The sequence below is a fragment of the Pseudoxanthomonas sp. UTMC 1351 genome (assembly GCF_040948865.1).
GTDB lineage: Bacteria > Pseudomonadota > Gammaproteobacteria > Xanthomonadales > Xanthomonadaceae > Pseudoxanthomonas_A.
In genome coordinates this window covers 1-22,572 of sequence record NZ_JAVGJT010000042.1, presented here as the reverse complement: position 1 = coordinate 22,572, position 22,572 = coordinate 1, and the positions used below count along the sequence as shown (strand labels likewise).

Annotated in this window: 25 protein-coding genes and 1 other RNA gene; 4 read left to right on the top strand and 22 right to left on the bottom strand. The window is 61.3% G+C overall.

Features of this window, described 5'->3' with window-relative positions:
* Window positions 1–78: 78 nt before the first annotated feature.
* Complete coding sequence (gene azu / locus AB6O04_RS19665) at window positions 79–528, top strand: azurin (RefSeq protein ID WP_368566098.1); 450 nt, start codon at window positions 79–81, stop codon at window positions 526–528.
* 245 nt (window positions 529–773) lie between these two features.
* Here the strand turns inward: azu and AB6O04_RS19660 are convergent, their stop codons facing one another.
* The 4 genes from AB6O04_RS19660 to thiE all read right to left on the bottom strand — a co-directional run bounded on the left by AB6O04_RS19660 (window position 774) and on the right by thiE (window position 6,409).
* Window positions 774–3,515: a LuxR C-terminal-related transcriptional regulator gene (locus AB6O04_RS19660; RefSeq protein WP_368566097.1), complete on the bottom strand. Its 2,742-nt coding sequence runs from the start codon at window positions 3,513–3,515 to the stop codon at window positions 774–776.
* A 204-nt stretch (window positions 3,516–3,719) separates the two neighbouring features.
* Window positions 3,720–4,337, bottom strand: coding sequence for an HAD-IA family hydrolase (locus tag AB6O04_RS19655; RefSeq protein WP_368566096.1), 618 nt, complete (start codon window positions 4,335–4,337; stop codon window positions 3,720–3,722).
* Window positions 4,334–5,626 (bottom strand): glutamate-1-semialdehyde 2,1-aminomutase, encoded by a 1,293-nt coding sequence (gene hemL, locus AB6O04_RS19650; RefSeq protein ID WP_368566095.1) that lies wholly within the window; start codon window positions 5,624–5,626, stop codon window positions 4,334–4,336. Before hemL ends, AB6O04_RS19655 begins: the two co-directional genes overlap by 4 nt.
* Window positions 5,627–5,731: 105 nt before the next feature.
* Entirely contained in the window at window positions 5,732–6,409 is a 678-nt protein-coding gene (thiE, locus tag AB6O04_RS19645; protein ID WP_368566094.1) for a thiamine phosphate synthase, read from the bottom strand.
* A 79-nt stretch (window positions 6,410–6,488) separates the two neighbouring features.
* On the opposite strand from thiE, the gene AB6O04_RS19640 reads away from it, so the two are divergent.
* Entirely contained in the window at window positions 6,489–6,677 is a 189-nt protein-coding gene (locus tag AB6O04_RS19640) for a rubredoxin (protein WP_368566093.1), read from the top strand.
* A gap of 171 nt (window positions 6,678–6,848) precedes the next feature.
* Here AB6O04_RS19640 and AB6O04_RS19635 read toward each other — a convergent pair whose 3' ends face one another.
* The 9 genes from AB6O04_RS19635 to AB6O04_RS19595 form a co-directional block, all read right to left on the bottom strand.
* Window positions 6,849–7,700, bottom strand: coding sequence for a SirB1 family protein (locus AB6O04_RS19635; protein WP_368566092.1), 852 nt, complete (start codon window positions 7,698–7,700; stop codon window positions 6,849–6,851).
* 320 nt (window positions 7,701–8,020) lie between these two features.
* The gene (locus AB6O04_RS19630; protein WP_368566091.1) at window positions 8,021–8,473 is read right to left on the bottom strand and encodes a DUF192 domain-containing protein; all 453 of its coding nucleotides are present in this window, start codon (window positions 8,471–8,473) and stop codon (window positions 8,021–8,023) included.
* A gap of 177 nt (window positions 8,474–8,650) precedes the next feature.
* Window positions 8,651–9,319 carry a ribose-5-phosphate isomerase RpiA gene (rpiA, locus tag AB6O04_RS19625; RefSeq protein ID WP_368566089.1) on the bottom strand — a complete coding sequence of 223 codons (669 nt, stop codon included), beginning with the start codon at window positions 9,317–9,319 and terminating at the stop codon, window positions 8,651–8,653.
* A gap of 4 nt (window positions 9,320–9,323) precedes the next feature.
* Window positions 9,324–9,794 carry an EVE domain-containing protein gene (locus tag AB6O04_RS19620; RefSeq protein WP_368566088.1) on the bottom strand — a complete coding sequence of 157 codons (471 nt, stop codon included), beginning with the start codon at window positions 9,792–9,794 and terminating at the stop codon, window positions 9,324–9,326.
* Window positions 9,791–10,378 (bottom strand): 5-formyltetrahydrofolate cyclo-ligase, encoded by a 588-nt coding sequence (locus AB6O04_RS19615; RefSeq protein ID WP_368566087.1) that lies wholly within the window; start codon window positions 10,376–10,378, stop codon window positions 9,791–9,793. Before AB6O04_RS19615 ends, AB6O04_RS19620 begins: the two co-directional genes overlap by 4 nt.
* A gap of 232 nt (window positions 10,379–10,610) precedes the next feature.
* Window positions 10,611–10,797, bottom strand: a non-coding RNA gene (gene ssrS / locus AB6O04_RS19610) — 6S RNA.
* Window positions 10,798–10,898: 101 nt separating this feature from the next.
* Entirely contained in the window at window positions 10,899–11,195 is a 297-nt protein-coding gene (locus tag AB6O04_RS19605) for a cell division protein ZapA (protein WP_368566085.1), read from the bottom strand.
* Window positions 11,192–11,413: a TIGR02449 family protein gene (locus AB6O04_RS19600; RefSeq protein WP_368566104.1), complete on the bottom strand. Its 222-nt coding sequence runs from the start codon at window positions 11,411–11,413 to the stop codon at window positions 11,192–11,194. The genes AB6O04_RS19605 and AB6O04_RS19600 overlap by 4 nt, the downstream gene beginning before the upstream one ends.
* A gap of 220 nt (window positions 11,414–11,633) precedes the next feature.
* Window positions 11,634–13,895, bottom strand: coding sequence for a putative bifunctional diguanylate cyclase/phosphodiesterase (locus AB6O04_RS19595; protein WP_368566084.1), 2,262 nt, complete (start codon window positions 13,893–13,895; stop codon window positions 11,634–11,636).
* A 132-nt stretch (window positions 13,896–14,027) separates the two neighbouring features.
* Between AB6O04_RS19595 and AB6O04_RS19590 the strand changes: the two genes are divergently transcribed.
* Together AB6O04_RS19590 and AB6O04_RS19585 are read left to right on the top strand one after the other, a co-directional pair.
* The gene (locus AB6O04_RS19590; RefSeq protein ID WP_368566083.1) at window positions 14,028–14,567 is read left to right on the top strand and encodes a UPF0149 family protein; all 540 of its coding nucleotides are present in this window, start codon (window positions 14,028–14,030) and stop codon (window positions 14,565–14,567) included.
* Window positions 14,568–14,610: 43 nt separating this feature from the next.
* Window positions 14,611–15,936 (top strand): aminopeptidase P N-terminal domain-containing protein, encoded by a 1,326-nt coding sequence (locus AB6O04_RS19585; protein WP_368566082.1) that lies wholly within the window; start codon window positions 14,611–14,613, stop codon window positions 15,934–15,936.
* Window positions 15,937–16,347: 411 nt separating this feature from the next.
* Here the strand turns inward: AB6O04_RS19585 and AB6O04_RS19580 are convergent, their stop codons facing one another.
* The 9 genes from AB6O04_RS19580 to AB6O04_RS19540 all read right to left on the bottom strand — a co-directional run bounded on the left by AB6O04_RS19580 (window position 16,348) and on the right by AB6O04_RS19540 (window position 21,896).
* The gene (locus AB6O04_RS19580; protein WP_368566081.1) at window positions 16,348–16,995 is read right to left on the bottom strand and encodes a DUF2306 domain-containing protein; all 648 of its coding nucleotides are present in this window, start codon (window positions 16,993–16,995) and stop codon (window positions 16,348–16,350) included.
* 472 nt (window positions 16,996–17,467) lie between these two features.
* Window positions 17,468–17,806, bottom strand: a complete 339-nt coding sequence (locus AB6O04_RS19575; protein WP_368566079.1) for a VOC family protein — start codon at window positions 17,804–17,806, stop codon at window positions 17,468–17,470.
* A 68-nt stretch (window positions 17,807–17,874) separates the two neighbouring features.
* Complete coding sequence (locus tag AB6O04_RS19570; protein WP_368566077.1) at window positions 17,875–18,300, bottom strand: VOC family protein; 426 nt, start codon at window positions 18,298–18,300, stop codon at window positions 17,875–17,877.
* A 232-nt stretch (window positions 18,301–18,532) separates the two neighbouring features.
* Window positions 18,533–19,000: a LuxR family transcriptional regulator gene (locus tag AB6O04_RS19565; RefSeq protein WP_368566103.1), complete on the bottom strand. Its 468-nt coding sequence runs from the start codon at window positions 18,998–19,000 to the stop codon at window positions 18,533–18,535.
* Between the two features lie 59 nt (window positions 19,001–19,059).
* Window positions 19,060–19,644 (bottom strand): GNAT family N-acetyltransferase, encoded by a 585-nt coding sequence (locus tag AB6O04_RS19560; RefSeq protein WP_368566076.1) that lies wholly within the window; start codon window positions 19,642–19,644, stop codon window positions 19,060–19,062.
* Between the two features lie 207 nt (window positions 19,645–19,851).
* Window positions 19,852–20,322 carry an HIT family protein gene (locus AB6O04_RS19555; protein WP_368566102.1) on the bottom strand — a complete coding sequence of 157 codons (471 nt, stop codon included), beginning with the start codon at window positions 20,320–20,322 and terminating at the stop codon, window positions 19,852–19,854.
* Window positions 20,323–20,576: 254 nt separating this feature from the next.
* Window positions 20,577–20,849, bottom strand: coding sequence for an antibiotic biosynthesis monooxygenase (locus tag AB6O04_RS19550; protein ID WP_368566075.1), 273 nt, complete (start codon window positions 20,847–20,849; stop codon window positions 20,577–20,579).
* A gap of 232 nt (window positions 20,850–21,081) precedes the next feature.
* On the bottom strand, window positions 21,082–21,285 hold the full coding sequence (locus AB6O04_RS19545; RefSeq protein ID WP_368566073.1) for a hypothetical protein: 204 nt from the start codon (window positions 21,283–21,285) through the stop codon (window positions 21,082–21,084).
* Between the two features lie 122 nt (window positions 21,286–21,407).
* Complete coding sequence (locus AB6O04_RS19540) at window positions 21,408–21,896, bottom strand: DUF4440 domain-containing protein (protein WP_368566101.1); 489 nt, start codon at window positions 21,894–21,896, stop codon at window positions 21,408–21,410.
* Between the last annotated feature and the right edge of the window lie 676 nt (window positions 21,897–22,572).

The window sequence follows — 22,572 nt, the reverse complement described above, 5'->3', positions numbered from 1 at the left end:
AGTCGATCCATGCTGATCGCCCTGCGCTTGTCGCGACGCTTTGGTTGTTCCGTTCGGTACCAATTGATGAGGTTTCGCATGAAGCGCCGCTGCACACTTGTCTTGCTGCTGCCCTGCCTATTCGCCGCACCTGCCATGGCGCGGACTTGCGCGGTGCTCATCCAAGGCAACGACCAGATGAAATTCGATTCGCCTGAGATCGCGCTGGCCGCAGATTGCACGGAAGTGCAATTGACGTTGAAGCACACGGGAAAGTTGGCCGCCAACGTCATGGGCCACAACTGGGTGCTGACCCGCACCGCGGATTTCCAAGCCGTCGCCAACGACGGCATGCGCGCCACGCTGGCAGACGCTTACGTGAAAAAGGGCGATACGCGCGTGCTGGCGCATACGGTAGTGATCGGTGGCGGCGAATCGACAACGATTCGCTTCCCGACGCGTGGACTTGCCAAGGGCGGGGACTACACCTTCTTCTGCTCATTCCCGGGGCATTGGGCAATGATGAAAGGGAAGTTGGTGTTTGGGTGACGCAGCTATTCTGTTTTTCCCTTCTCCCTCTGGGAGAAGGTGGCGCGCAGCGACGGATGAGGGAATGGCAATGACTCGCTAGTCGAATTCGTTATAAGCGGACATTTCATTCCCTCATCCGCCCTTCGGGCACGTGCACTCACCACATTCATGTGGCTCGCCCTTCGGGCGGCTTCGCCGTGCAAATCGGCAGTCGTGCCGATTTGTCTCCAGGAGGGAGAAGGGAGCCAAGACTCAACCATAAATCAGCCTCCCAAAGGCGGCACCGCCGACGCCGCCAACCCCCGCTGCAGCGCCAGCGTCCGCGCCGCTTGGCGCGATTCCACGCCAAGCTTGCGATAGATGTTCTTGAGATGGAACTTGACGGTGTTTTCCGAAAGGTTGAGCAGCCGTGCAATTTGTTTGTTGGAACTGCCGCGCCCCAGTTCGGACAAGACTTCCACTTCGCGTTCGCTGAAAAGCGATACGGCGTCGTGCTGGTGATCGCGGAGTTTTTCCAGCAGTGTCTGGATGGCCAGGCAGCGGGTGGTACCCGCGGCCGCCTGAGGGTCACGCTGTAAAGCCAGTCTCAACAGTGCTTTGGCCGGTACGCCAAGTTCCAGCACCGCCTGCCAGGACTGAGTGGTGGCGATGTAATCCAGCGCCTGCCCGAGGCAAGCAACCGCTTCGTCCGCTTCGCCGCGCTGTTGCAGGATGAAGGCGATACGAACACGTGCGCGTGCCAGATGCGGTGGGTTGCCGATATCCTGGCACGTCGTCTCCACCGTCCGCAGCAGGTTCAGCGCAGTCTGGCTGCGCCCCGCGGATTGATGCCAGCGAGCGAGCGCAAATCCGAGCGCGCTGCTGTGGCGCCAGCCATGGCCGTGTTGCAAGGCGTGGGCGAAGTGCGCTTCGCAGCCGGTGTTGGCGACCAGCAGGTCGATACCCGGGGAGGGCGGGAGATCCAGCAATACGTCCAGGCGCCACGCTGTGGCCAGATCCAACAGCCGGCTCAGATGGCGCGCACGCGCGATGGCTTCGACACGGTCCATCAATACCAGCGCCGTCTGCGCGGTGCGGTCGTCACGACGGGCCAGTGCCAACGCGGTTTCGTAGGCCGAAGCGAAGATGTCCAGCCAACCATCGTGTTGTTCAAGGAACGCCAACGCCGGCTCCAGCTCGACGGCGGCTTCGTCGTAGCGGCCGCGCTCGCATTGCAGTTGCGCGAGCAGGCACACCGCCGCGGATTGCAATGTGCGTTCGACACCGGAATGCTGTTCGGCCATCGCCAGCACTTGCCGGTAAGTGGCATCGGCTAGTCCGAGCTGGCCACGGTAGTACTGGCTTTGCCCCAGGTGAGTCAGGGCGTAGTGGGCGCCTACCGTGCTGTCCGCCTGAAGCATGGCCTGCTGCGCCTGCAGCGCATAGCGTTCGGCCGTTGCGAAGTCGCCGCGGCCCAGTGCCGTGGTGGCGCTGATGCACAGCAGTGTGCCGCGTCCAATGCCATCGCAGCTGTCCAGCGCCGCGGCCTGTGCGGCGATGCGGGCTGCGCCATTCGGGTCGGGGCAGATTTCATCCAGAAGATCCCGGAGCAGTGCGATCACGATGGTGTAGTCGCGTCCGAACAGTTCGCGCTCTTCAACGGAGAAGGCACGGAAGCGCTCCAGCAGCAATCGCGCATGCGCGAACTCGCCCAGCTTCATGTGCAGGTAGGCCTGGGTCAGATTGAGCGCGGGGGTATCGCGGATGGTCTTGTAGTCGAAATGCCGCAGCAACAGGCGCACATAAGCCAATCCGTGCCGAAGCATCAGTTCCCAATTGCCGTTGGCGGCGAAGAAACCGGCCGCCAGTTCGGTATCGCCGGCATCGGTGGCATGCCGTACTGCTTCCAGCAGATGATCGTGTTTCGCGAACCAGATCGCAGCACGGCGGTGCAGGATCGGGAGCCGGTCCGGTGCCTGCTGGCGCAACTGCCGGCGCAGGTAATCGGCGAACAACGGGTGGTAGCGGAACCATTCGTGCTCGGCATCCAGCGGCACCAGCAGGCCATGGAAGTGATTCAGGCGCGACAGCAGCAGATCGCTGTCGCGGCGTTCGCGCAGGGTGTCGGCCAGGTCCGCGTTGAAGCGATCCAGCACCGAGGTTTTCAGCAGGAACGTGCGTAGCGGTTCATGTAGATCCTGCACCACTTGTTCGGCCAGGTAGGCGGCGATTTCACCGGAGCGGCCACGGAACTTCTCCACGTCTTCCAGGCGCCGCTCGTCGCCGGAGATCCACAGCGACGCCAATTGCAGCGCGACCGCCCAACCCTCGGTATGACGCTGCAGCCTCTGTACCGCCTGCAACGGGACATGCGCACCGAGTACGGCTTGCGCTTCGGCGTCGTCCAGCGCCAGGTCGTTTGCGCCGATACGTTCGACGCAACCGTGCACCGACCATCGCGACAGCGCCAACGCGGGCGAGGTTCGCGTGGCCAACAGCAAATGCAGGCGCGGCCCGCCATGCTGGAGCAGCCGCATCACCGTTTCGTCGATGTTCGGATTGTTCCCGCGGTCGTAGTCGTCGAGGATCAACACCAGCCTGCGCGCCGTGCGCTGGATCAAGGCGAGCAGTGCGTTCGTCACGGCCTGGGTATCCCGTTCGTTCTGCGACGACTTCACCGTTTGCAGCAGCGGCCCGAGCTCGATCCCGGCACGCCCCAGCGCCAGGGCCAGGCCGGTCAGGAACCGGCTCAACTCACCGTCTTCCTCGTCCACCGACAGCCACGCCACCGCGGTTTCTCCGTCATCTCGCAAGCGGTGGTACCACTGGCTGAGCAGCGTGGTCTTGCCAAACCCGGGCGGTGACAAAACCACCGTCAGCGGTAGACGCGAAGCGCGGTCGAGGCGGTCCAACAGCGCCGTACGAGGCGCCGTGGTCACATGCTGCGGCGGCGGCGCGAGTTTTCCTGCTACGGCCCAGTGGGCTTCCATGCTGAACTGGCCGAGCTTGTTCTCAACAAGTGGCATGGGAGGCGGTGCGATGAAGTTGCTGCGTTGCAGCAAAGATACACGATCTGGCTACGCTGGGAAGGGCAAGTGATGGAAGTAATGGAGTGGTGGAGTGGGGCGGGGAAGAGAAGCAGGAAGGCCTCGGCTTTTGCCCCCTTTACGCCTTCAGCCGAATGGCTGGTCAAGGGGGAGGACAAGCAAAGCCTCCCGCTCCCCGTTACGTCAAATCAATGCGTAACGCCTCAGCACCTTGCCCAACGAACGCCCATCGGTAACCGTTTCCGCATGCAGGCCCACGCTGCGGGCGCCCTGCACGTTGGCGAAGATATCGTCCACGAACAGAGTCTCGCCAGCATTCCAGCCCAGCTGCGTCAGCGCCAGGCGATAGATATCCGGCTCGGGCTTGCGGATACGCAACGCGCCGCTGCAAAGCACGCGTCCTTCGAACCGTGGATACATGGGCGCCACGATGCGCGGAATCGCCTGCGCCATCAGCAGGCCGTTGTTGGTCAGTACGCCCAATTGCAATCCCGCGTCCAGTGACTGGATGTGGCGGAGCACCGTGTCGTCGGCGCGGCTTCCCGCCACGCGCGACCCGATCCAGGTTTCGATATCGATCACTGCGCCGATGCCGGCGCCAAGCCTGCCCAGATAGGCATCGGTGTCGATCAGGCCACCGTCGTATTCGGTTTCCAGTCCGGAGGTGAACAACACTTCGCGGACGCGTTCGTGTTCGGCATACGCGAACTGCGCTAGATGGGCGATGCGCAGTTCGTGGCTGTAGTGCGCCAGGACGCCGTCGAAATCGAACAATACCCGGCGAATACTCTGGCGGCTCATCTGGCCGCAACCACCTGGAATGCCTCGCGGGCGGCGGCCAATGTCTGCGCAATCACATCGCTGTCGTGAGCGCTGGACAGGAAGCCGGCTTCGAATGCCGACGGCGCCAGGTACACGCCGCGTTCCAGCATGGCATGGAAGAAGCGGTTGAACGCGGTGACATCGCAGGCCACGGCCTGGGTGTAGGTGTCCACGTACTGATCGGTGAAGAACAGCCCGAACATTCCGCCGACGCGCGTGGTGGTCACCGCAACGCCTGCTTCGCGTGCGGTGGCTTCCAGGCCATCGCAGAGCGTGTTCGCCGCGGCGGTCAGGCGTTGGTAGAAACCGGGAGCCTGGATCAGTTCCAGCATCGCCAGGCCGGCAGCCATTGCCACCGGATTGCCGCTGAGCGTGCCGGCCTGGTAGATCGGTCCGCTGGGCGCGATCTGCGCCATCAGGTCACGGCGGCCACCATAAGCACCCACCGGCATGCCGCCGCCGATGATCTTGCCGAAGGTGTTGAGGTCGGGCACCACGTCATAAAGTGCCTGTGCACCGCCCAGCGCTACGCGAAACCCGGTCATCACTTCGTCGAAGATCAGCAACGCGCCGTGCTGCGTACACAAATCGCGCAGGTGCTGCAGATAACCGGCACGCGGCGGCAAGCAATTCGCATTGCCGACCACCGGCTCCACGATCACGCAAGCGATCGCGCCGCCTTGTTGCTCGAACAAGCGGGTGGCGCCTTCGAAATCGTTGTAGCTCAAGGTCAGCGTTAACTCGCTCAAACCCACCGGTACGCCCGGCGATGTCGGCACGCCCAGCGTCAACATGCCACTGCCGGCCTTCACCAGGAAAGAATCACCATGGCCGTGATAGCAGCCTTCGAACTTGACGATCCGGCTGCGGCCGGTGGCGCCACGCGCCAGCCGGATCGCCGACAGCGTGGCTTCGGTGCCGGAGTTGACCATGCGCACCATTTCGCATGACGGTATCAGCCGGGTGAGTGTCTCGGCCATCGTCACTTCCGCAGCGCAGGGCGCGCCGAAAGACAAGCCTTTCTGGATGGCGGCTTGCACCGCCTCGCGAACGGCCGGATGGTTATGACCGACGATCATCGGCCCCCACGAACCCACGTAGTCGATGTAACGATTGCCATCCACGTCGTACAGATAAGCGCCATCGGCGCGTTCGACGAAAAACGGTTCACCGCCCACCGATTTGAAAGCGCGCACCGGCGAATTGACACCGCCGGGAAGCAGTTCCTGTGCGCGGGCGAACAAAGCGTGGGAGTTGTCGTGGTTCATCGGCATTACCTAGGAAATGGGTTGGATGTTGTAGGAGCGCCGTCCCGGCGCGAGCTCTTGCTTTTGTCGCGATCCGATAGAAGAGCTCGCGGCGGGACGCCGCTCCTACGGGGCGTCGAGAGCGAAACATTTGCGATACGCGCGCACCGCGGCAACAGGATCCGGCGCATCGAACACGCCGCCGATGACGGCTATCAAATCAGCGCCAGCGGTTATCAGCGACGCCGCATTGTCCGGGGTTATGCCGCCTATCGCCACCCGCGGCACATTCAATGCCGCGGCCGCAGCGAGCATATCGGGCGAAGCCTGGCGGGTGCCGGTCTTGCTACGGGTCGGGAAAAACGCGCCGAAGGCGACGTAATCGGCCCCATTCGCCACGGCGTGTTCGGCGCGCGCGAGTTCGTCGTAGCAAGACGCACCGATGATGGCGTGATCGCCCAACAGTGCGCGCGCGGCGGCGATGTCGCCATCGTCTTCGCCCAGGTGCACACCGGCAGCACCCATGGCCTTCGCCAGCCGCACGTCGTCGTTGATGATCAGCGGCACGCCGGCGTCAACGCAAAGCGCCTGCAGTGCCGAGGCCTGTTCATGGCGCAACGCGGCACCGGCGGTCTTGTTGCGGTATTGAAGCCAAGTGATGCCTTCGGAGAGCAAAGGCGCCACCCGGTTCGTCAAGCGCGTGGTGTCGTCATCATCGGGCGTGATCAGGTACAGGCCGCGGGGCACGGAAACGGCGAGCTTGGTGTCGGGCGAGGCGGGGCCGTGCGGCCAGCGGGGATTCATCGGCAAAACTTCCGGTGTGGATGACACACCCCAGGAGTGGGACAATGCCAACCCCCGAGACGCATGTACGTATTATCTGATGAGCGAAGCCACTGACACCAACTACCGCACCTGGATGTGTGTGGTTTGCGGCTTCATCTATGACGAGGCCGCCGGGCTACCGGAAGAAGGCATCGCCCCCGGCACCCGCTGGGACGATATCCCCGACACTTGGACCTGCCCGGATTGCGGCGTGACCAAGGACGACTTCGAGATGGTGGAAGTCTAATAAGTCGTTGATTTCAAGGCTGAATGTTGGAACGATTACCGGCCGGTAGGAGCGGCGTCCCGCCGCGAGCTCTTCCCGTCAGATCGCGATAAAAGCGAAAAGCTCTTCAACAGCGAAGCTGGTCAAAGCTCGCGCCGGGACGGCGCTCCTACGTACAAAGGATGTTGAGCTTTAATGCATCCGCGCCGCGCCGCCGCCGGCATTGAGCTCCACCAGCTGTTCGTGCACGGCGTGCGCGTCCGGCGCCTCTGGCGCCAGATGCAGATAGCGGGCGAGATCGTGGCGGGCGCCACGGCGGTAGTCCATGTGCATGTAGGCCAGGCCGCGATCGCGCATCGCTTCTGGCTGGTCGGGCGATAGCTTCAGCACCCGGTCGGCGCTGCGGGCGGCGCGGTCCCACTCTTCCCGCTCGGCGTACACGCCATGCAGGTTGCGCAGGATGCGGACCAGGATGGCGCGGTGTGGGGCCGGGTCGAGGATGTGCAGCAGCGCGTTGTCGTCGGGAATGTCGCCACCCAGATGCGGCTTGGCGCGTTCGCGCAATTCATCGACGCCCAATGGACGGCCGCCGTTGAAGGGATCCATCACCAGCAGCCCATCATCCACCGGCAGGCGCACCAGGAAGTGCCCCGGGAAGGACACGCCATCCAGCGGTACCCCTAGCCGGCGCGCCACTTCTATCTGCACCATCGCCAGCGAAATCGGGTTGCCCAAACGCCGCTCGAACACCTCGTTCATGTAGCTGTTGCGAGGGTCGTAGTACTCCTCGTGATTGCCGGTGTAGCCAAGTTCTTCGAACAAATGGCGATTGATCGCGGCCATCTTCAGCGGCCACGGGTCGATCGCTTCGATCTCCGGACGCAGATGTTCGGCGTGGCTTTGCGCCAGCGTGTCGTACAGGTCGGCGTCGAGATTGGGATACTCGTCGCGTGCAATCAGCAGCGCAGTCTCCAGTAGCGGCACCGTCTCATCGGCCAGCGTCGCCAGGGAGTTCCAATCCGGCAATGTCATTCTTTCCCCCATGCCCAAAGACTGCGGCCAATCCGGCCCACAATCAAGGGTGGCGGGTATTTTTCTCATGGGTGATTGCACGGAATATTGCGACTCCGCCAGCGGGCTGACGGCACTGTCCACCCATGTGTGGCGGCAGCCTGGGGAAGGCCTGAACAAACTGATTTTGATCGTCACTCCCGCGAAGGCGGGAGCCTAGTGTCTTTGTTTTTCAATGCGTTGAGTCGCTGGATGATCCGCCAAGCGGCGGTTGGAAAGCGCTTCGCGCCTGCGCGGCAGGCACTCTTCAACCGCCGCATGGCGGGTCATGGCGATAATTATTCAGACCATACCTAGCGCGTTTCGGGAATATTCGGGCTGAAGCGCAGTTCCGCGCCGTTTTTCAGGTCAAGCCGCTTGGCTTCGCCAGCATTCAGTTCCAGCACGTAGCGCGCCGGCTTGCCGCCGCTGGGATACGGCGGACAGGCGTTGCCGGCCGAACAAGGCGGGACGTCGCGCTGTTGGGCCACCAGCCGGCGGCCGGAATCGAAGTACAGGATGTCCAGCGGAATCTTCGTGTTCTTCATCCAATAAGCTTGGGGTTCTTCGCGGTCGTGGATGAACAACATGCCCGTGCCCGCGGCCATCTGATCGCGGAACATCAACCCGCGCGCCCGCTCGGCATCGTCGTCGGCGATTTCCACCGTGAAGCGTTCACCGCCGATTTCCACCCAGCTGTCGCCAGCGCTGGCGCAGCCGCTTAATAGAAGCAGGAAAACCGGCAGCAGGTGGCGGATTAGCGACATGGGGGATGCTCCAAGGTTTGACGCGGCACCTTCCGTCAATTGGCTTCTCGCCGTCAAGAGCGGGTGGGCTTGCTGATTCTGCCGGCACCACGTAGAGCGGAGCTTGCTCCGCTGCTTTTGACGCCAATTATTAAAGAGCAGCGGAGCAAGCTCCGCTCTACGTGGGCTGAAACTGATTCACAGCACCCGTGGCGGTTCGCCGCCAACGATCACCACGTCCGCGGGGCGGCGGGCGAACAGGCCCACTGTCACCACGCCGGGAATCAGCGACAGTTCGCGCTCCATGCCAACCGGATCAGTGATCGCCAAGCCGTGGATATCCAGAATCCAGTTGCCGTTGTCGGTGACCACGCCGTCGCGCCAGACCGGTTGGCCGCCGGTCATCGTCAGAATCTCCCGCGCCACCAAGCTGCGCGCCATCGGAATCACTTCCACCGGCAGCGGGAACTCGCCCAACACGGGTACCTGCTTGGCTGGATCGATGATGCAGATGAATGTCTTGCTGGCCTCGGCGATGACTTTCTCGCGGGTCAGCGCCGCGCCACCGCCCTTGATCAAGCGCTTGTAGCTGTCGCATTCGTCGGCACCGTCGACGTACAAGGCCAGGTTGCCGGTGTGGTTGAGTTCCATCACTTCGATGCCATGCCCACGCAGGCGCTGAGTGCTTTGTTCGGAACTCGATACGGCGCCCGCGATGCGGTCCTTGACCCGCGCCAGCGCGTCGATGAAATAGGCAACGGTGGAACCGGTGCCCACGCCGATGACCATGCCATCTTCGACAAACTCGATGGCTTTTTCGCCGGCCAGGCGTTTGGCTTCGTTCTGCGATGCGGGGTTCTGGGGCACAGGTTTACTCCAAAGACAGTAGGTATTTCCATTGCGCAGCGGTCACCGGCATCACCGACAGCCGGCTGCCGCGGCTGGTCAAGGCGAAGCCTTCACCTAATGCATCGGTGTGCTGTTTGATTTCATCCAGCGGGATCGTGCGCTTGAGTTTGCGATCGAACGCCACGTCCACCAGCATCCAGCGCGGTGTTTCCGGCGTGCTCTTGGGGTCGTAGTAATCGCTTTTCTTGTCGAACTGGGTCGGATCCGGATACGCACGGCTGACGACCTTGGCAAGGCCAGCGATGCCCGGCACCGCGCAATTGGAGTGATAGAACAGCACCCCATCGCCCACCTGCATGCCGTCGCGCATGAAATTGCGGGCTTGGTAGTTGCGCACGCCGTTCCACGGTTCCACGCTGACCTTTTCAAGATCATCGATGGAAAAGGTGTCCGGTTCGGACTTCATCAGCCAGTAGCGTTTGCGTGCGGTCATTGCGGATGTCCGATGATCAGCGTGTCGCGTTCGGTGCATAGTGCGTCGACCGGTACGTCCCACGTTTCCTGGGCCAGAGGATCGATGCGCTGCGAGGAGAATCCCACCCCGACCAGCCAGGGCGGCGCGGACTGGGCGCGCCGGAACGCCAGGGTGCGATCGTACCAGCCACCGCCCATGCCAAGCCGGTTGCCGTGCTCATCGAAACCCACCAGCGGAACGACGATCATCGCCATCGCTTCGGGTTCCAGCGCGGAAGAAGAGGCAACATCCGGCTCGGGAATGCCGAACCGGTTGGTGACCAAGGGATCGCCCGGACGCCAGGGCGCAAAGCGCAGGCGCGTGTCCTGATGCAAGACCGGAAGGCAATACACCAGTTCGCGCGGCAGACGGATCTGCCAGCTGTGCAGCGCGATCTCGCCATCCATCGCCCAATAGCCGGCAACGTAGCCGGTAGCGGGTGCGAAGGGCAGGGATAGCAGGCGTTGCGCCAGTGCATCGGCGGCGGCAATACGCTCCGGGGCGGGAATCGCGCGGCGGCGTTGGCGCAGTTCGCGGCGCAGCGCGTCGCGTTCAGAGGTCATGGGCGATTCCGCGCAGAGTATTCATGCGTGGAATTTTAAGGCAAGCGGGGAAACGCCGCTGGATGGACTTCGCAGCGTATGCAGAACATGTAGGAGCGCCGTCTCGGCGCGAGCTCTATTCTGTCAGATTGCGGTAGAAACAAAGAGCTCGAGAAGCGAAGAGCTCGCGCTGGGACGGCGCTCCTACCGAGCTGAAGTCGCGCTCCTACAAGGAGCGTGTCAGAAAGAAAATACGTCCTCCGCCATGGCGATGCTCGCGTAAACGACCTTGAACCCGGGGTTCAAGTGGGAAAGCTTGGGGGCCATCGGGCTTTCCGCTGCGAGGCAGACATGCACTCCCGGCTTCCGTGGCCTTCCCGTGGTCGTCATTAAGGGACAAGGCGAATGTTTGCGCGCGCTGTCGTACACAGCAGAGGACGCGAGCAGAAGTATAGCGGCCTGGCCGCAAATGCATAGTCCGTTCGTCGGTCGGTATTCAGTGCGCGGTCTGGAGCGTGACGGTGCGCGCTTATCCGCACCGTTACGTAGCGCCGAGGACGCTATCCAGTTTGCGATGCAGATCGGCCAGCGTGCGCGACAGTTCTTTTTCGCGCGCGCTGCTTTCGTTGCGCAGCTGTTGCAATTCATGTGCCAGATTCAGCGCCGCCAACACCGCGACGCGGTCCACCGCCGCCATGCGATTGCTGCCGCGCACTTCGCGCATCTTGCTGTCAAGCAGTTTGGCCGCGGACATCAGGCTGTTGCGCTCGCCCGGTTCCACGCCAACGGTGTACTCGCGGTCCAGGATGTGGACGCTGACCGGTTCTGTGGCGCTCATGTGTGCTGCTCCAGCGACTTGAGGCGGGCGATCATCGCTTCTACGCGCGACCGGGCCTGTTCATTCTTGGCGAGCAACTGCGAGCGTTCGCCGACCAGTTGTTCCTGTTGGCTGCGCAGGCTACGGTTCTCGTCGCCCAGGCGCTGGCAACGGTCGACCAGTTCCTGGATGCGTGCACTGAGGCTGCGTAGCTGGTCGAGGAGGTCGGCGTTATCCATGCCGCCACGATAGGCATGCGCGCGCCAAGCGGTCAAGGGAGTGGCTCGCGTCCCGGTAGAGCGGGGCTGCGTCCCGCTGCCCCAAGGTGGAGCAAGGTCCGCCCTACCATGGTCAAGGGCGGTTGAGCGGTCGCTCTACAAACGGCGTGGTCGCTCCCACAAGGATGCTATGCCGGCGCTGTCGCCATGACGGATTGACCGCCAACATAGGATCTCGGCCCTACGAAGCCACCCTCACACCTGAGCCGGGGTAGTAATCGCGGATAAAGCGCAGGCATTGCTCCGGCTCCAGTGCGGCGGAGACCCAATGGCCTTGCACTTCGTCGCAGCCGTGGTTGCGCAGGAATTCGTATTGGTCGTAGGTTTCCACGCCCTCGGCCACCACTTTCAGCGCCAGCGATTGTCCCATGGTGATGATGGTGCTGGTAATGGCCTCATCGTCGATGTCGTGGGTAAGGTCGCTGATGAACTCTCGGTCGATCTTCAATGTCGTCAGCGGCAGCCGCTTGAGATAGGCCAGCGAGGAATAGCCGGTGCCGAAGTCATCGATGGCCAACGAAATGCCCAGCCGCCGGCAGGCGCGCAGCGTGTCGGCGTTCTGTGCGGGATTGGCCATGATCACGCTTTCGGTCAGTTCCAGTTCCAGCCGGTTCGCGGGAACGCCGGTTTCGGCCAATGTACGCGCCACGACCCGTTGCAAGTCGCCGCGTTGCAGTTGGGTGGCGGATATGTTTACTGCGACGCTCAGATCTTCCAGGCCGGCTCGGTGCCACTCCCGCAGCGTCATGCAGGCTTGGCGCAGCGCCCACGCGCCCAGTTCCAGAATCATGCCGGACTCTTCCGCCAGCGGAATGAACTGAGTTGGCGAAACCACACCGAATTCCTTGCTGTCCCAGCGCAGCAGCGCCTCGACTCCCGTGATGCGTTGCTGCGAAATCGATAGCCGTGGCTGGAATACCAACGACAGCTCATCGCGGTCGATCGCGCGGCGCAAGGCACTGGCCAGGATGGCGCGGTGCCGATTCTTTTCGTCCATCGATTCCGCGTACACCTGGTAGGTGTGCCGGCCCATGGCCTTGGCCTGGTACATGGCGGTATCGGCATGCTTAAGCAGTTCGGTCGGGACCTGCGCGTGCTCTGGATACAGGCTGATGCCGATCGACGGCGTTACCGACAGCTCCAGCCGTTCACCGAAGTTCAGCGGCAACCGGAACGCCTGGATGATGCGTTGAGCGATGGCTTCGGCTTCCTCGGTGGAAGCGATGTCCTCCAGCACCACCGTGAACTCATCGCCGCTCAGGCGCGCCACGGTGTGCTCCGTCCCCACCGTTTGCTGCACGCGCGCGGCGGCGGCACGCAAGATGCGGTCGCCGGTGGCGTGGCCCAGTGAGTCGTTGATGTCCTTGAAGCGATCCAGGTCGATGAACAGCACCGCCACGCGGCCATGCTCGCGCCGGGCGCGGACGATGGCGCGCGAAAGACGTTCGGAAAGCAGCGAACGATTCGGAAGGCTGGTCAGGGTGTCGTAATTGGCCAGGTAGCGCAGTTCCTGTTCGGCGCGCTTCTGTTCGGTGATATCGGTGAGTACCTGCACATACAGCGGCCGTTCGCCGCTGGCATCCGGCACCACGTTGGTTTCGATATGGCAGAGGATTTCTTCGCCGTCCTTGCGCAATTTCCATATCTCGCCCGACCAATGCCCGGTGCGGCGCAGGTCTTGGTCCAAGCGGTCGAAGAAAGCCTCGTCGTGCTGGTCGCTGTCCAGCATCCGCACTGGCTTGCCGATGATTTCTTCTTCCGAGTACCCGGTGATGCGGGTGAAGGCGGGATTGATGGTGATGAAATGATGGGCCCAGTCCAGCACCGCTACCGCCTCGTTCATGCTGCGCATTACTTCGCTGGCGATGCGGTGCTCGTACTCCGCGTTGCGGCTGATGGTGATGTCGCGGGCGGTTCCGGCGATGCGAAGCGCGTGTCCTTCCTCATCGCGTTCGACCACCCGGCCACGCGCGCGTATCCAGACCCAGTGACCATCGCCTCGCAAATCCATGCGGTGTTCGGACATGAAAAGCGATGACTTGCCCTGCAGGTGCAGCCGCAGGCGCTCCATCACGTAGGGCAGGTCGTCTTCGTGGATGGTGGGCACCTCGCCATGGCGCGTCAGTACGGTGATGTCGGCTGCATCTGGTGCGCTTTCGTCAGCCCGCATCCCGTGCAATTTGCGCTGCACCAGGTCGTAGTCCCAGAACTGTTCGCCGGACGCCCATAAGGCCAGTTTCAGCCGCTCGTCGCGAGCCCGAAGCAACTCACTGCGGGAAGAGTCGGATGACGCGTGTCGCGATTCCCGCCAGGCCAGCAGATAGCGGAAAGCGGCAATGCCCAGCACGATCAACAGGACGGCGCCTGCGAATAGTATCCAGGGCAAGCGGGCCGACAACGGCGAAGCCGTTGCGGTCACTACGGCGGCGAGGTTTAACGACATGGGGTCTTTGGCCGTCCCGAGCCAAGGGTTTGGCGAGTGTAGGCATGTGACGGCGCGCACAACAAGCGATCCCCGCGCTTTTCGTTGCTACACTTCCCACTTGTCCGTATCCCCTGGCGGATTGCGTTTTATATGTCCCAACTTCCCAATACCGCCGATGTGGCCAAGGTTTCCCAGCGTATGGGGCTTGGCGTGGACCCCTCCGAATTGCACGGGGCGCTGTGCGGCTGGCTGACCGGCGGCGGTGAGAATTCCCCGGCCTGGCTGGCGCGCGTGCTGGTGGATGACCAGTTGCCCGTCCCGGAAGCCGGCAGCACCTTGGACGAATTGCGGCTGACCAGCGTGGCCCAGCTTGAAGATCGCAGCTTCGGTTTCGACCTCCTGCTTCCTGAAGACACATCGTTGAGCGAACGCGCCGAAGGGCTGTTTGGCTGGTGTCGTGGATTCCTGGGTGGGTTCGGCCTGGCTGTCGGCGCCGAGCCCCCACTGTCCGAAGAAGGCCAGGAAGCGCTGCAGGATATGGCGCGCCTGGCGCAGGCGTCGGCGGAAAGCAGCGACGATGAGGAAGACGAGGATGCGCTGGCGGAACTGGAGGAGTTCGTTCGCGTCGCCGTGCTATTGCTGCACGGGGATTGCGTCATGGGGCCGCGTCACCGCCAGAGCCTGAACTAGGACCTGTCGACGTGACTCGTCCCACCAGCGTTAGCAGGCTCTAATGAAAGCGCTAACCGGCATCACCGCGGGCGAGTTCGCCCGTCGGCGCAAACAATTGATGCGCATGGTGGGAGACGACGCCATTCTGGTGCTGCCCGCCGCCCCTGAGCGCGTACGCAGCCACGACACCTTCTATCCCTACCGCCAGGATTCGGATTTCTGGTACCTGTGCGGTTTCCCTGAGCCGGAAGCGGTGCTGGTGTTGGTGCCAGGCCGCAAACACGGTGAAGCGCTGCTGTTCTGCCGCGAGCGCGACCCGGAGCGGGAAGGGTGGGATGGTCCGCGTGCCGGCCAGGAAGGCGCGGTGGAGGAGTTCGGCATGGACGACGCTTACCCCATCGACGATCTGGACGAAATCCTGCCTGGTCTGCTGGAAGGGCGTTCGCGTGTCTACTACCACTTTGGCCGTGATGCCGATTTCGACCTCAAGCTGATCGGCTGGGTACGGCATGTGCGGGCGCAGGTGCGGCAAGGCGCGCAACCGCCGCATGAATTTCTGGAATTGGGCCATCTGCTGCACGAACTGCGGCTGTTCAAATCCAAGGACGAGATAAAGCTGATGCAGCGCGCCGCTGACATCAGCGTGGAAGCGCATCGGGCAGCGATGCGCACGGCCAAGCCCGGCATTCGCGAATACGAGTTGCAGGCGGACCTGGAGCGCGTGTTCCGTGCCAACGACGCCTGGCCGGCCTACAACAGCATTGTTGGCGCCGGCCATAACGCCTGCGTGTTGCACTACCGCGCCAATAGCGGCCAGGCCAAAGAGGGCGAACTGGTGCTGATCGATGCCGGCGCGGAGTATCGCGGCTATGCGGCCGACATTACTCGCACTTTTCCGGTTACCGGCCGCTTCAGCAAGGAACAACGCGCGCTGCACGACCTTGTCGGCGCAGCGCAAGCAGCCGCACTGGCACAAGCCAAGCCGGGCACCGCCTACGAGGCGGGCCACAATGCCGCCGTCGAAACCCTGACCGAAGGCCTGCTGAAACTGGGACTGCTGAAAGGCAAGTTGGAAAAGAACATCGCCGAGGGTCGCTACCGGCGCTTCTACCGTCATAAGACCGGCCACTGGCTGGGCCTGGATGTGCACGATGTGGGCGATTACCGCATCGACGGCGAGTCGCGGCAATTGGAACCTGGCATGGTGTTCACCATCGAACCCGGCCTGTATGTCGGCGCCGACGACACCGCCGTGCATGAAAAGTGGCGCGGCATTGGCATCCGCATCGAAGACGACGTACTGATCACCAGCGACGGCCACCGAGTCCTCACCAACGCCCTGGCCCGCAGCGCGGACGAGATAGAAACCGAAATGGCGCAACAGTAAGGCGCCCCGGCATTGACACTGCCGCCGTGGGGCGGAGGTCGCTCCGCTGCTCCAGGTGCAATAGAGAAGCCGAGAAAGTACAGCGCTAAGCAGATCGGGCATCGACATTGTCGTTGTAGAGCAGAGTCTGCTTATGCTTCTTTGGAAGTTTTCTCTACGGGTTCGCGCGAAAAGCAGCCGAGCGAGCTCGGCTCTACGAGAGGCAATCTCGCTTGGGATTGCCCGTGAGCGGCAGAACCCTGTAGAGCGGAGCTGCGCCTCGCGATAGCACCGAATCAATAACAACGAGGTCGTCGCAACGGTAGAAGATGGCGAACAGCTGCGTGGAGGTGCTTTTCGTAGAGCGGAGCTTGCTCCGCTGCTCTTAGCGCAATGACTCCGGAGCCAGAGCCGCGCCAAATTCCTTGAAACCTAGGCCGAGCTACGAAGCGGCTTCGCCCCAACCGAGCCACCGGGCAACATCGCAAACGAATATCGCGACCGGACAAACCATTCCGCGACAAGCAAGTTGGGGACCCAGCAAAGCCAGGCAATCGCCGGATACGCCACCATCATCGAAAACCCGGCAATCTGGCTCAAGGGCAAGTACAAGCGAAGCGTTACCGCGGCCAACGTAAGTGCATAGCTGCGAATCATCCAACTCCGGTGCTGGCTCACATGGCCCTGCCGGATGTGGCGATAAGCGTTCGATGTGCTGAAGATCCAGCAGACACCCAGCAATCCGAATCCCAGCTGGGCCATCAGGCCAGCGGACGAATGCAGCGCCAGAAACAGCGCCGCAACCCCGCCACCGATCACCGCCAGCATGTACAACCGGCCCAGCCAGCGATGGAATCCCAGAAAGCGATTCCTCAACCACGTATTAAGTTGGAAGGCTCCAGCGACCAGCGCAATCGCCCCACCCAGGAAATGTGCGTACGCAGCCACCGGTCGCTCCGCAAGTAGCGCTTGAACGAGTCCAGGGCGAAATCCAGGCATGGCCAAAATGGCGAAGGCATAACCCGCCACCGCCACCGCAAGTAGCGTCATGACCAACCAGCCGACTGATTTCTTGATCATTCGTAGACACTCGCTTTTTCTATGGAGCTAAGGAACCTCTGAATAATTGTCGTCATCCCCGCGAAGGCGGGGATCCAGCGACTCAAGCCTTTGAAAGCAAAGGCACTGGGTTCCCGCTTTCGCGGGAATGACAAGCAAAAGCGGAGTTGTTCAGAGCTTCCCTAAGGAAAGTCGCGAAGCAGATTTGGCTTCAACGATTCGGTCCGCGGAAGCAGTCAGCCAAAAGGAAATCGGGCGGGGGTTGAATAATAGGGCCTGTTAACGCTATTGGGATGGGCCACGCCGCAATCCCGTGCGCACTGGATTGCGGCCCCCGTATCAAGACGGGGCAGGCTCTTCGGGTTGCTTCCCCGCCTCGCCAGGAACTTGCGCGCGGCTTGAACAGGCGGCCAGCCTGTCGCTGCGCCGCGCATCAGCCCCTGGCAAGGCGGGAAGCAACGTGGTTCATCCCAATAGCGTTAACGGGCCCTAGCTAGGTTCCCGTTGATCTATCTTGTCCAATCCACAACCGGTTGCCATCCGGATCATCAATTCTGAACTCGGTCAGGCCGTAAAAAGTGACGTCCAGGTCAGGAACGTCCAGCCCGTTCCTGCGCGCCTGCTGGTGATACTCCACTACGTCTTCGGGATACAAGTAAAGAACGGACTGGCGGGGCGCCTCCGGATGCAGATTGATCGATTGATCCAACATTAAGCGGCACTCGTCAAAGCGGAGCATCGCCCACGCCCAATCGTCATTTCTGCGTTCCACGCCAAAGCCGAGCTTCCGGTAGAACTCGACACTCGCCGCCACGCTCCTTACAGGCAGCATCGGTATCATCCTCATTCGGGAATCTCCCTTTCTATGGCCGCTGAATCCAGCGTGCCTTTACACGACAATTATTCCCCGTCAGGCAGCAGGTCGGGGTTGTATACCACTTCCCAAAGGTGCCCATCAGGATCTTGGAAGTAGCCAGCGTAGCCTCCCCAGAACGCGTCCTGTGCCGCTTTGACTACGGTAGCGCCAGCGGTTGCTGCTTGCTCCATGACTTGGTCGACCTCGGCACGGGTGGAAACGTTATGGCCAAGCGAGAGGTCGGTAGCACTTGAAGGGCTTACTTCGAGGCCGGCGTCATGCGCAAGGCTACTGCGCGGCCATACCGCAAGCTTCAATCCATGCTGAAGATCAAAGAACGCCACAGCACCATGTTCAAGCTCAGCTCCCACGATGCCGTTCGTACGTAATCCAAGACCGTCCCGATAGAACGCCACCGAACGCTCCAGGTCCTCCACACCTAGTGTGATGACAGAAATTCTAGCTTTCACGACGATTCCTCTTTCGAAGGCAGCGCCTGAATCGCGCTGAGCCATTAAGTGGGGTTGCGTGCGATATCTTCGACAACAGCAAAGAAAAGATGCAACAGCAGGAGCGGCGCCCCAGACCCCGCCCAGCGAACGAAAATGCTGGTCTCACTTGTTTGGATATGGACAGATTCGAAGCCATCCATCGTTTCCGGTCTCCATACACGGCGAGAGAGACGCAGTGCGGCTTATGAGCTCAGGGCTCTTTGAGCACGCGAGAGAAGAAGGCGGTACGCATCATGGGCGTTCCATCCTCGTTGAAATATGCTTCGGTTTCGGTCAAGACTTTGCCGTCCGCGCTCACCGAAAAAACCCGCGTAGATCTCGGGATTCCCTGGTAGACAATCTGCATTACGAGGACGTTTGGAGCTGGCATTTTTGCAGCGACAACGTCGGCCCAATAGGTACCAGAAGCTCGCCCAGGTGTGCCATCCAGAGACAACGTAGATTGCGTGAACATCTTACTGTTGTTCTGGTCGATTATTTCGGTGTGAGTTATCCATTTCCCGTCAGGCGCATAGCGGAAATCAAGATCAACGCTCTTTGGACGCGCTTCTGGCGGCATTGGTAAAGTGCTCACGTCCAAAGTCCACTGACCTGTCAGCGGTGATATGGCCGGTGGCCCGGCAACTACCGGCGTGACTTGGAGCGCGGCGACAGCCAGCGCCGTGACGAATGTGCTTTTCATGCTGCCTCCCTTGTGGCGCGGTGATGCTGATATCGTCATCGTGGTTTGCGGAGCATTGGAAAGATGGGTGGCGACGACCCTGCCTGAATAGTGCCGAGTAACTCAAACCCATGCCGCTCATAGAGGGGGATGTTCTTGGGATTGCTGGATTCAAGATAGGCCAGCGCGTGGTCGCGATCGCAGGGGATCAGGGCGTGTCTCATCAACGCGACTCCGTAGCCCTTTCCTTGCTGGGATGGGTCCACGCCAATAAACGGCAAATGCCAATGTGGCTCCTGCGGATGGTAGCGCGCCATCTGTTCAAAAACCGCCAGAAGGTCCTTTTGCACCGACGCAGATCCGGTGCGTTGCAGCAGTGCGATCAGCGCGTCCTCGTCAGGGCCGACCTCGGGCGGTAGCCACAGCGCCGCCCCGGCATAGCCGTCCACGAAATAAGCACTCCCATGTTCAAATGCCTTCCCGCCTAGCGTCTTCACGAAGCTGGGAAAATGCATGAGGTACTGCTGCGGATCGGGCCATGTCCAGCGCGCTGCAGGATCTGAGCTAAACGCCAATACCGTGACAGCAATGGCGGGAGCTTCATCGGACGTCGTAACGGTCTTGATGGCCGGATGGGTCATGGTTTTGCCTCCGATGGAAACATCCAGGATTCCGGGAAGTCTAGCGCCCAGGTCAAACCGACTGGGTCAGCACCTACGTGACAACTCTAAAAGATTGAACGGAACCTACAGGTTCGGCGTGAATGAACCGTTAGGCCGCCGCCGACGGGTGTCCGCACCAAACCTGCCGCCGCCCAATGCCTAAGCCGGAACACCGCAACAACCTGGCTACTCCGACAGATTCGAACGAACTAGGACCGCGGTTTCAGTAAGTTGCCTGGCAGAAACTTGAACTCGCTTTCGGCGCTGTGCATCCCCGCTTGGATCGTGTGAGGTACCCCTTTTGCGTCCGGCGCCATCGAATGTTGCGAGTTGAGGCGGGCCTACGCCCCAATCACTGCCCTTCTGCCTAGGCACGACATGGAAATGGAAGTGCGGTGTTTCCTGTCCACTAAAGACCCCGTTATTTTGAAACGTAAGAATTCCGAGGGGCCGATAAGTCTTGACGAGCGCCTCTGCGACTCTTTTTGCCGAAACCATTATTGCCGTGCACTCTTGGTCAGAAAGATCGAGCAGCGTTGCGACATGCCGGCGTGTGATAACGCAGCACTGGCCAACTTCGAACTGCCACGGATTGATCACCGTTAACGTGTGTTCGCTTTCGTCTATGATCGCCCATCTTTCTTCGCGACCTGCCATCCCTTCACAAAGGTCGCACGGATCTCTTATGGGGAGCTCGATCATTTGTCCTCTCCGATTAAGCAGGTTTGCTCCAACAGCCTAACGCTTGAAGTAAGCCGACCCGCGAAGCAGGTTCGGCTTGGATGAATTGTCAGGCCGCTGCGCCGGGAGCGACCGATACTGCGTCTGCGGCCACCGACACATTACAAAAACTCACTGGCGTGCGGTACTGGTCTGGCTGCCTGTCTGAGGCTCCCTCAGGGCGAGCAGCGTCAAGCGTCGTACTGTGCGACGGGCTCAACCTTCACCGGCGCCTCCCGGAGAGCGAGCTTCCGTGCGATTGCTGGAATTTCCGGGTCGGCGAGGAACCCTTCGTAATCCTCCTGCGCCCAGTCGAAAAACACCCACACCCGGTGGGCGTCATCGGGGTCCCGGACGACATAGGCACCCTTACATCCATGTTCCCTTCTCTTCTCGACCCCCTCGTTCGCGAAAGTCCGCAAGAACTGGTCGAGGTCTGCCACTTTGGAGATGGTGATGATCATTGTGCCTCCATAGGGTGCGAGCAGAAGCAATCGCGGTCGGCTGAAGCGAGAGTTACAAGACCGCTGCTGAATTGTTAGCCACCTCTACATGTCCGAGGATGGGATCCAATGGGCCAAAAACCGCGTGACGTATGCGATCAAGTAGACAGTGATCACCGTGAACAGAGCAACGAACACGAACTTGGAAACAGGCTGAGCCATGACAGCCTTGACTGCGCTTCCATCACTAAAGTTATAGATCCATGATGCGCACCGAGAGAACAGCGCCGCGGAGGCCATCATGAAGAAGATAGCGAAAATCCCAGCTTGAAGTCTTGTTCTCCAGCTGACGCTCAGCCATGAATGGCAACTCGCACACTGATACTGCCTGTAATGCAACTTTGGTGGCAAGTGATCGAGCAGCGATGGGGAAATCGGTGCCCGGCAGATCGGACAACGCTTAACCTTCAACATGCTGGCTAGCGCCCGAATTAAGCCGGCCCGCGAAGCGGGTTCGGTTGAATAAATGGCTAGACCTCGCCATACGACCCAACCAGATGAGGGCGCATGGACACGACATCAGTGCCCCGCCGCCGGGCTCTGGGTAGGTGACGGCGTTCCCGGTACGTTCTGTTGCCGCGGCTTGGCATTCAAGTTGTCGATGTCCGAGAAGATCAGCCACGGCTCGCCGGGCGCACGACGCAGAGTGAGGGTGAATTTCCCTACGTCGCCGGGTTTATCGCCGTAACTGTACGCACCAATGATGTAGCTGATCGTGTCTGTGGAGGTGAAAGCGAGCGCGCGCAGCCGTAATGGGCCGCCCGTTCCTTGGTCTTCATAGCTTGCCTGGATCGCCGGACGTCCACGGATTGGTGGGCGATTGCTTTGCAGCGCGAACCCATCTTCCGCAAACAGCAAGGCGAGGGCCGCCGCATCACCCGTACGCCATGCGTGCTCATAGTCGCGGAGCACGCGATCTAGCTCAGGCGGCAATGCGACATCGGGAAGTTCTGTAGCTATGTCTGGCTTTGAGGCGTTCTGCGCAGGAAGTGGACCCGCTACCAGCATGAGGCCAAGGGCGACAACAGCGAGAATGGGACGGCTCATATGTCTCAATGTCCTTGTCCTCTCATAGCGGCCTAGCGCCTTATGTCTTGTAGTCGGGCAGCGAATCGGTTCGCCTTGAATGAATGGTTAGCCCGCAGTAGTGGACCGGCAGTCAGCGGTAACGCTGATGTCATAGTCGCGCTGCGGGGCACCATTTACCTCGAACTCTAGCAGGACGGGCCCAACCCAAGCCGGGATCGGCTCTCCAGGAGGAAAGCTTACAGACTCAGTTCGGTAACAAAGGGTAAGTGCAGACTCTGACACAAGAACGCCAGGCCGGCCGCTTGCAATGACATTGGTCGATGTCTCATTTGCCACATAACGAATACGGAGCTTGTCACCGACCCAGGTGGCAACGGGTCTGCCTAGCGTCTCCGGATAGCCATCCCAGGGCCGAGGATCTCGGGTGACGCGAAGCTGCACTTCGGCTGCCAGAGAAGGTGCCGAACCAAAAACCGCTAGTAACAGAATAAGCAGGACTCGCATACGGGCTAACGTCTGAACTAAGCCTGCCCGCAGCTGGGCGGTGACTGGGTGCGAATATGGCGGAAGGCGTGCACTAGGCGCCGCCCTGTGGGCTCGGCTTTGAATGAATGGTTAAGCCACAGGCGCTTAGAAAAATGATCACAGAACGAGC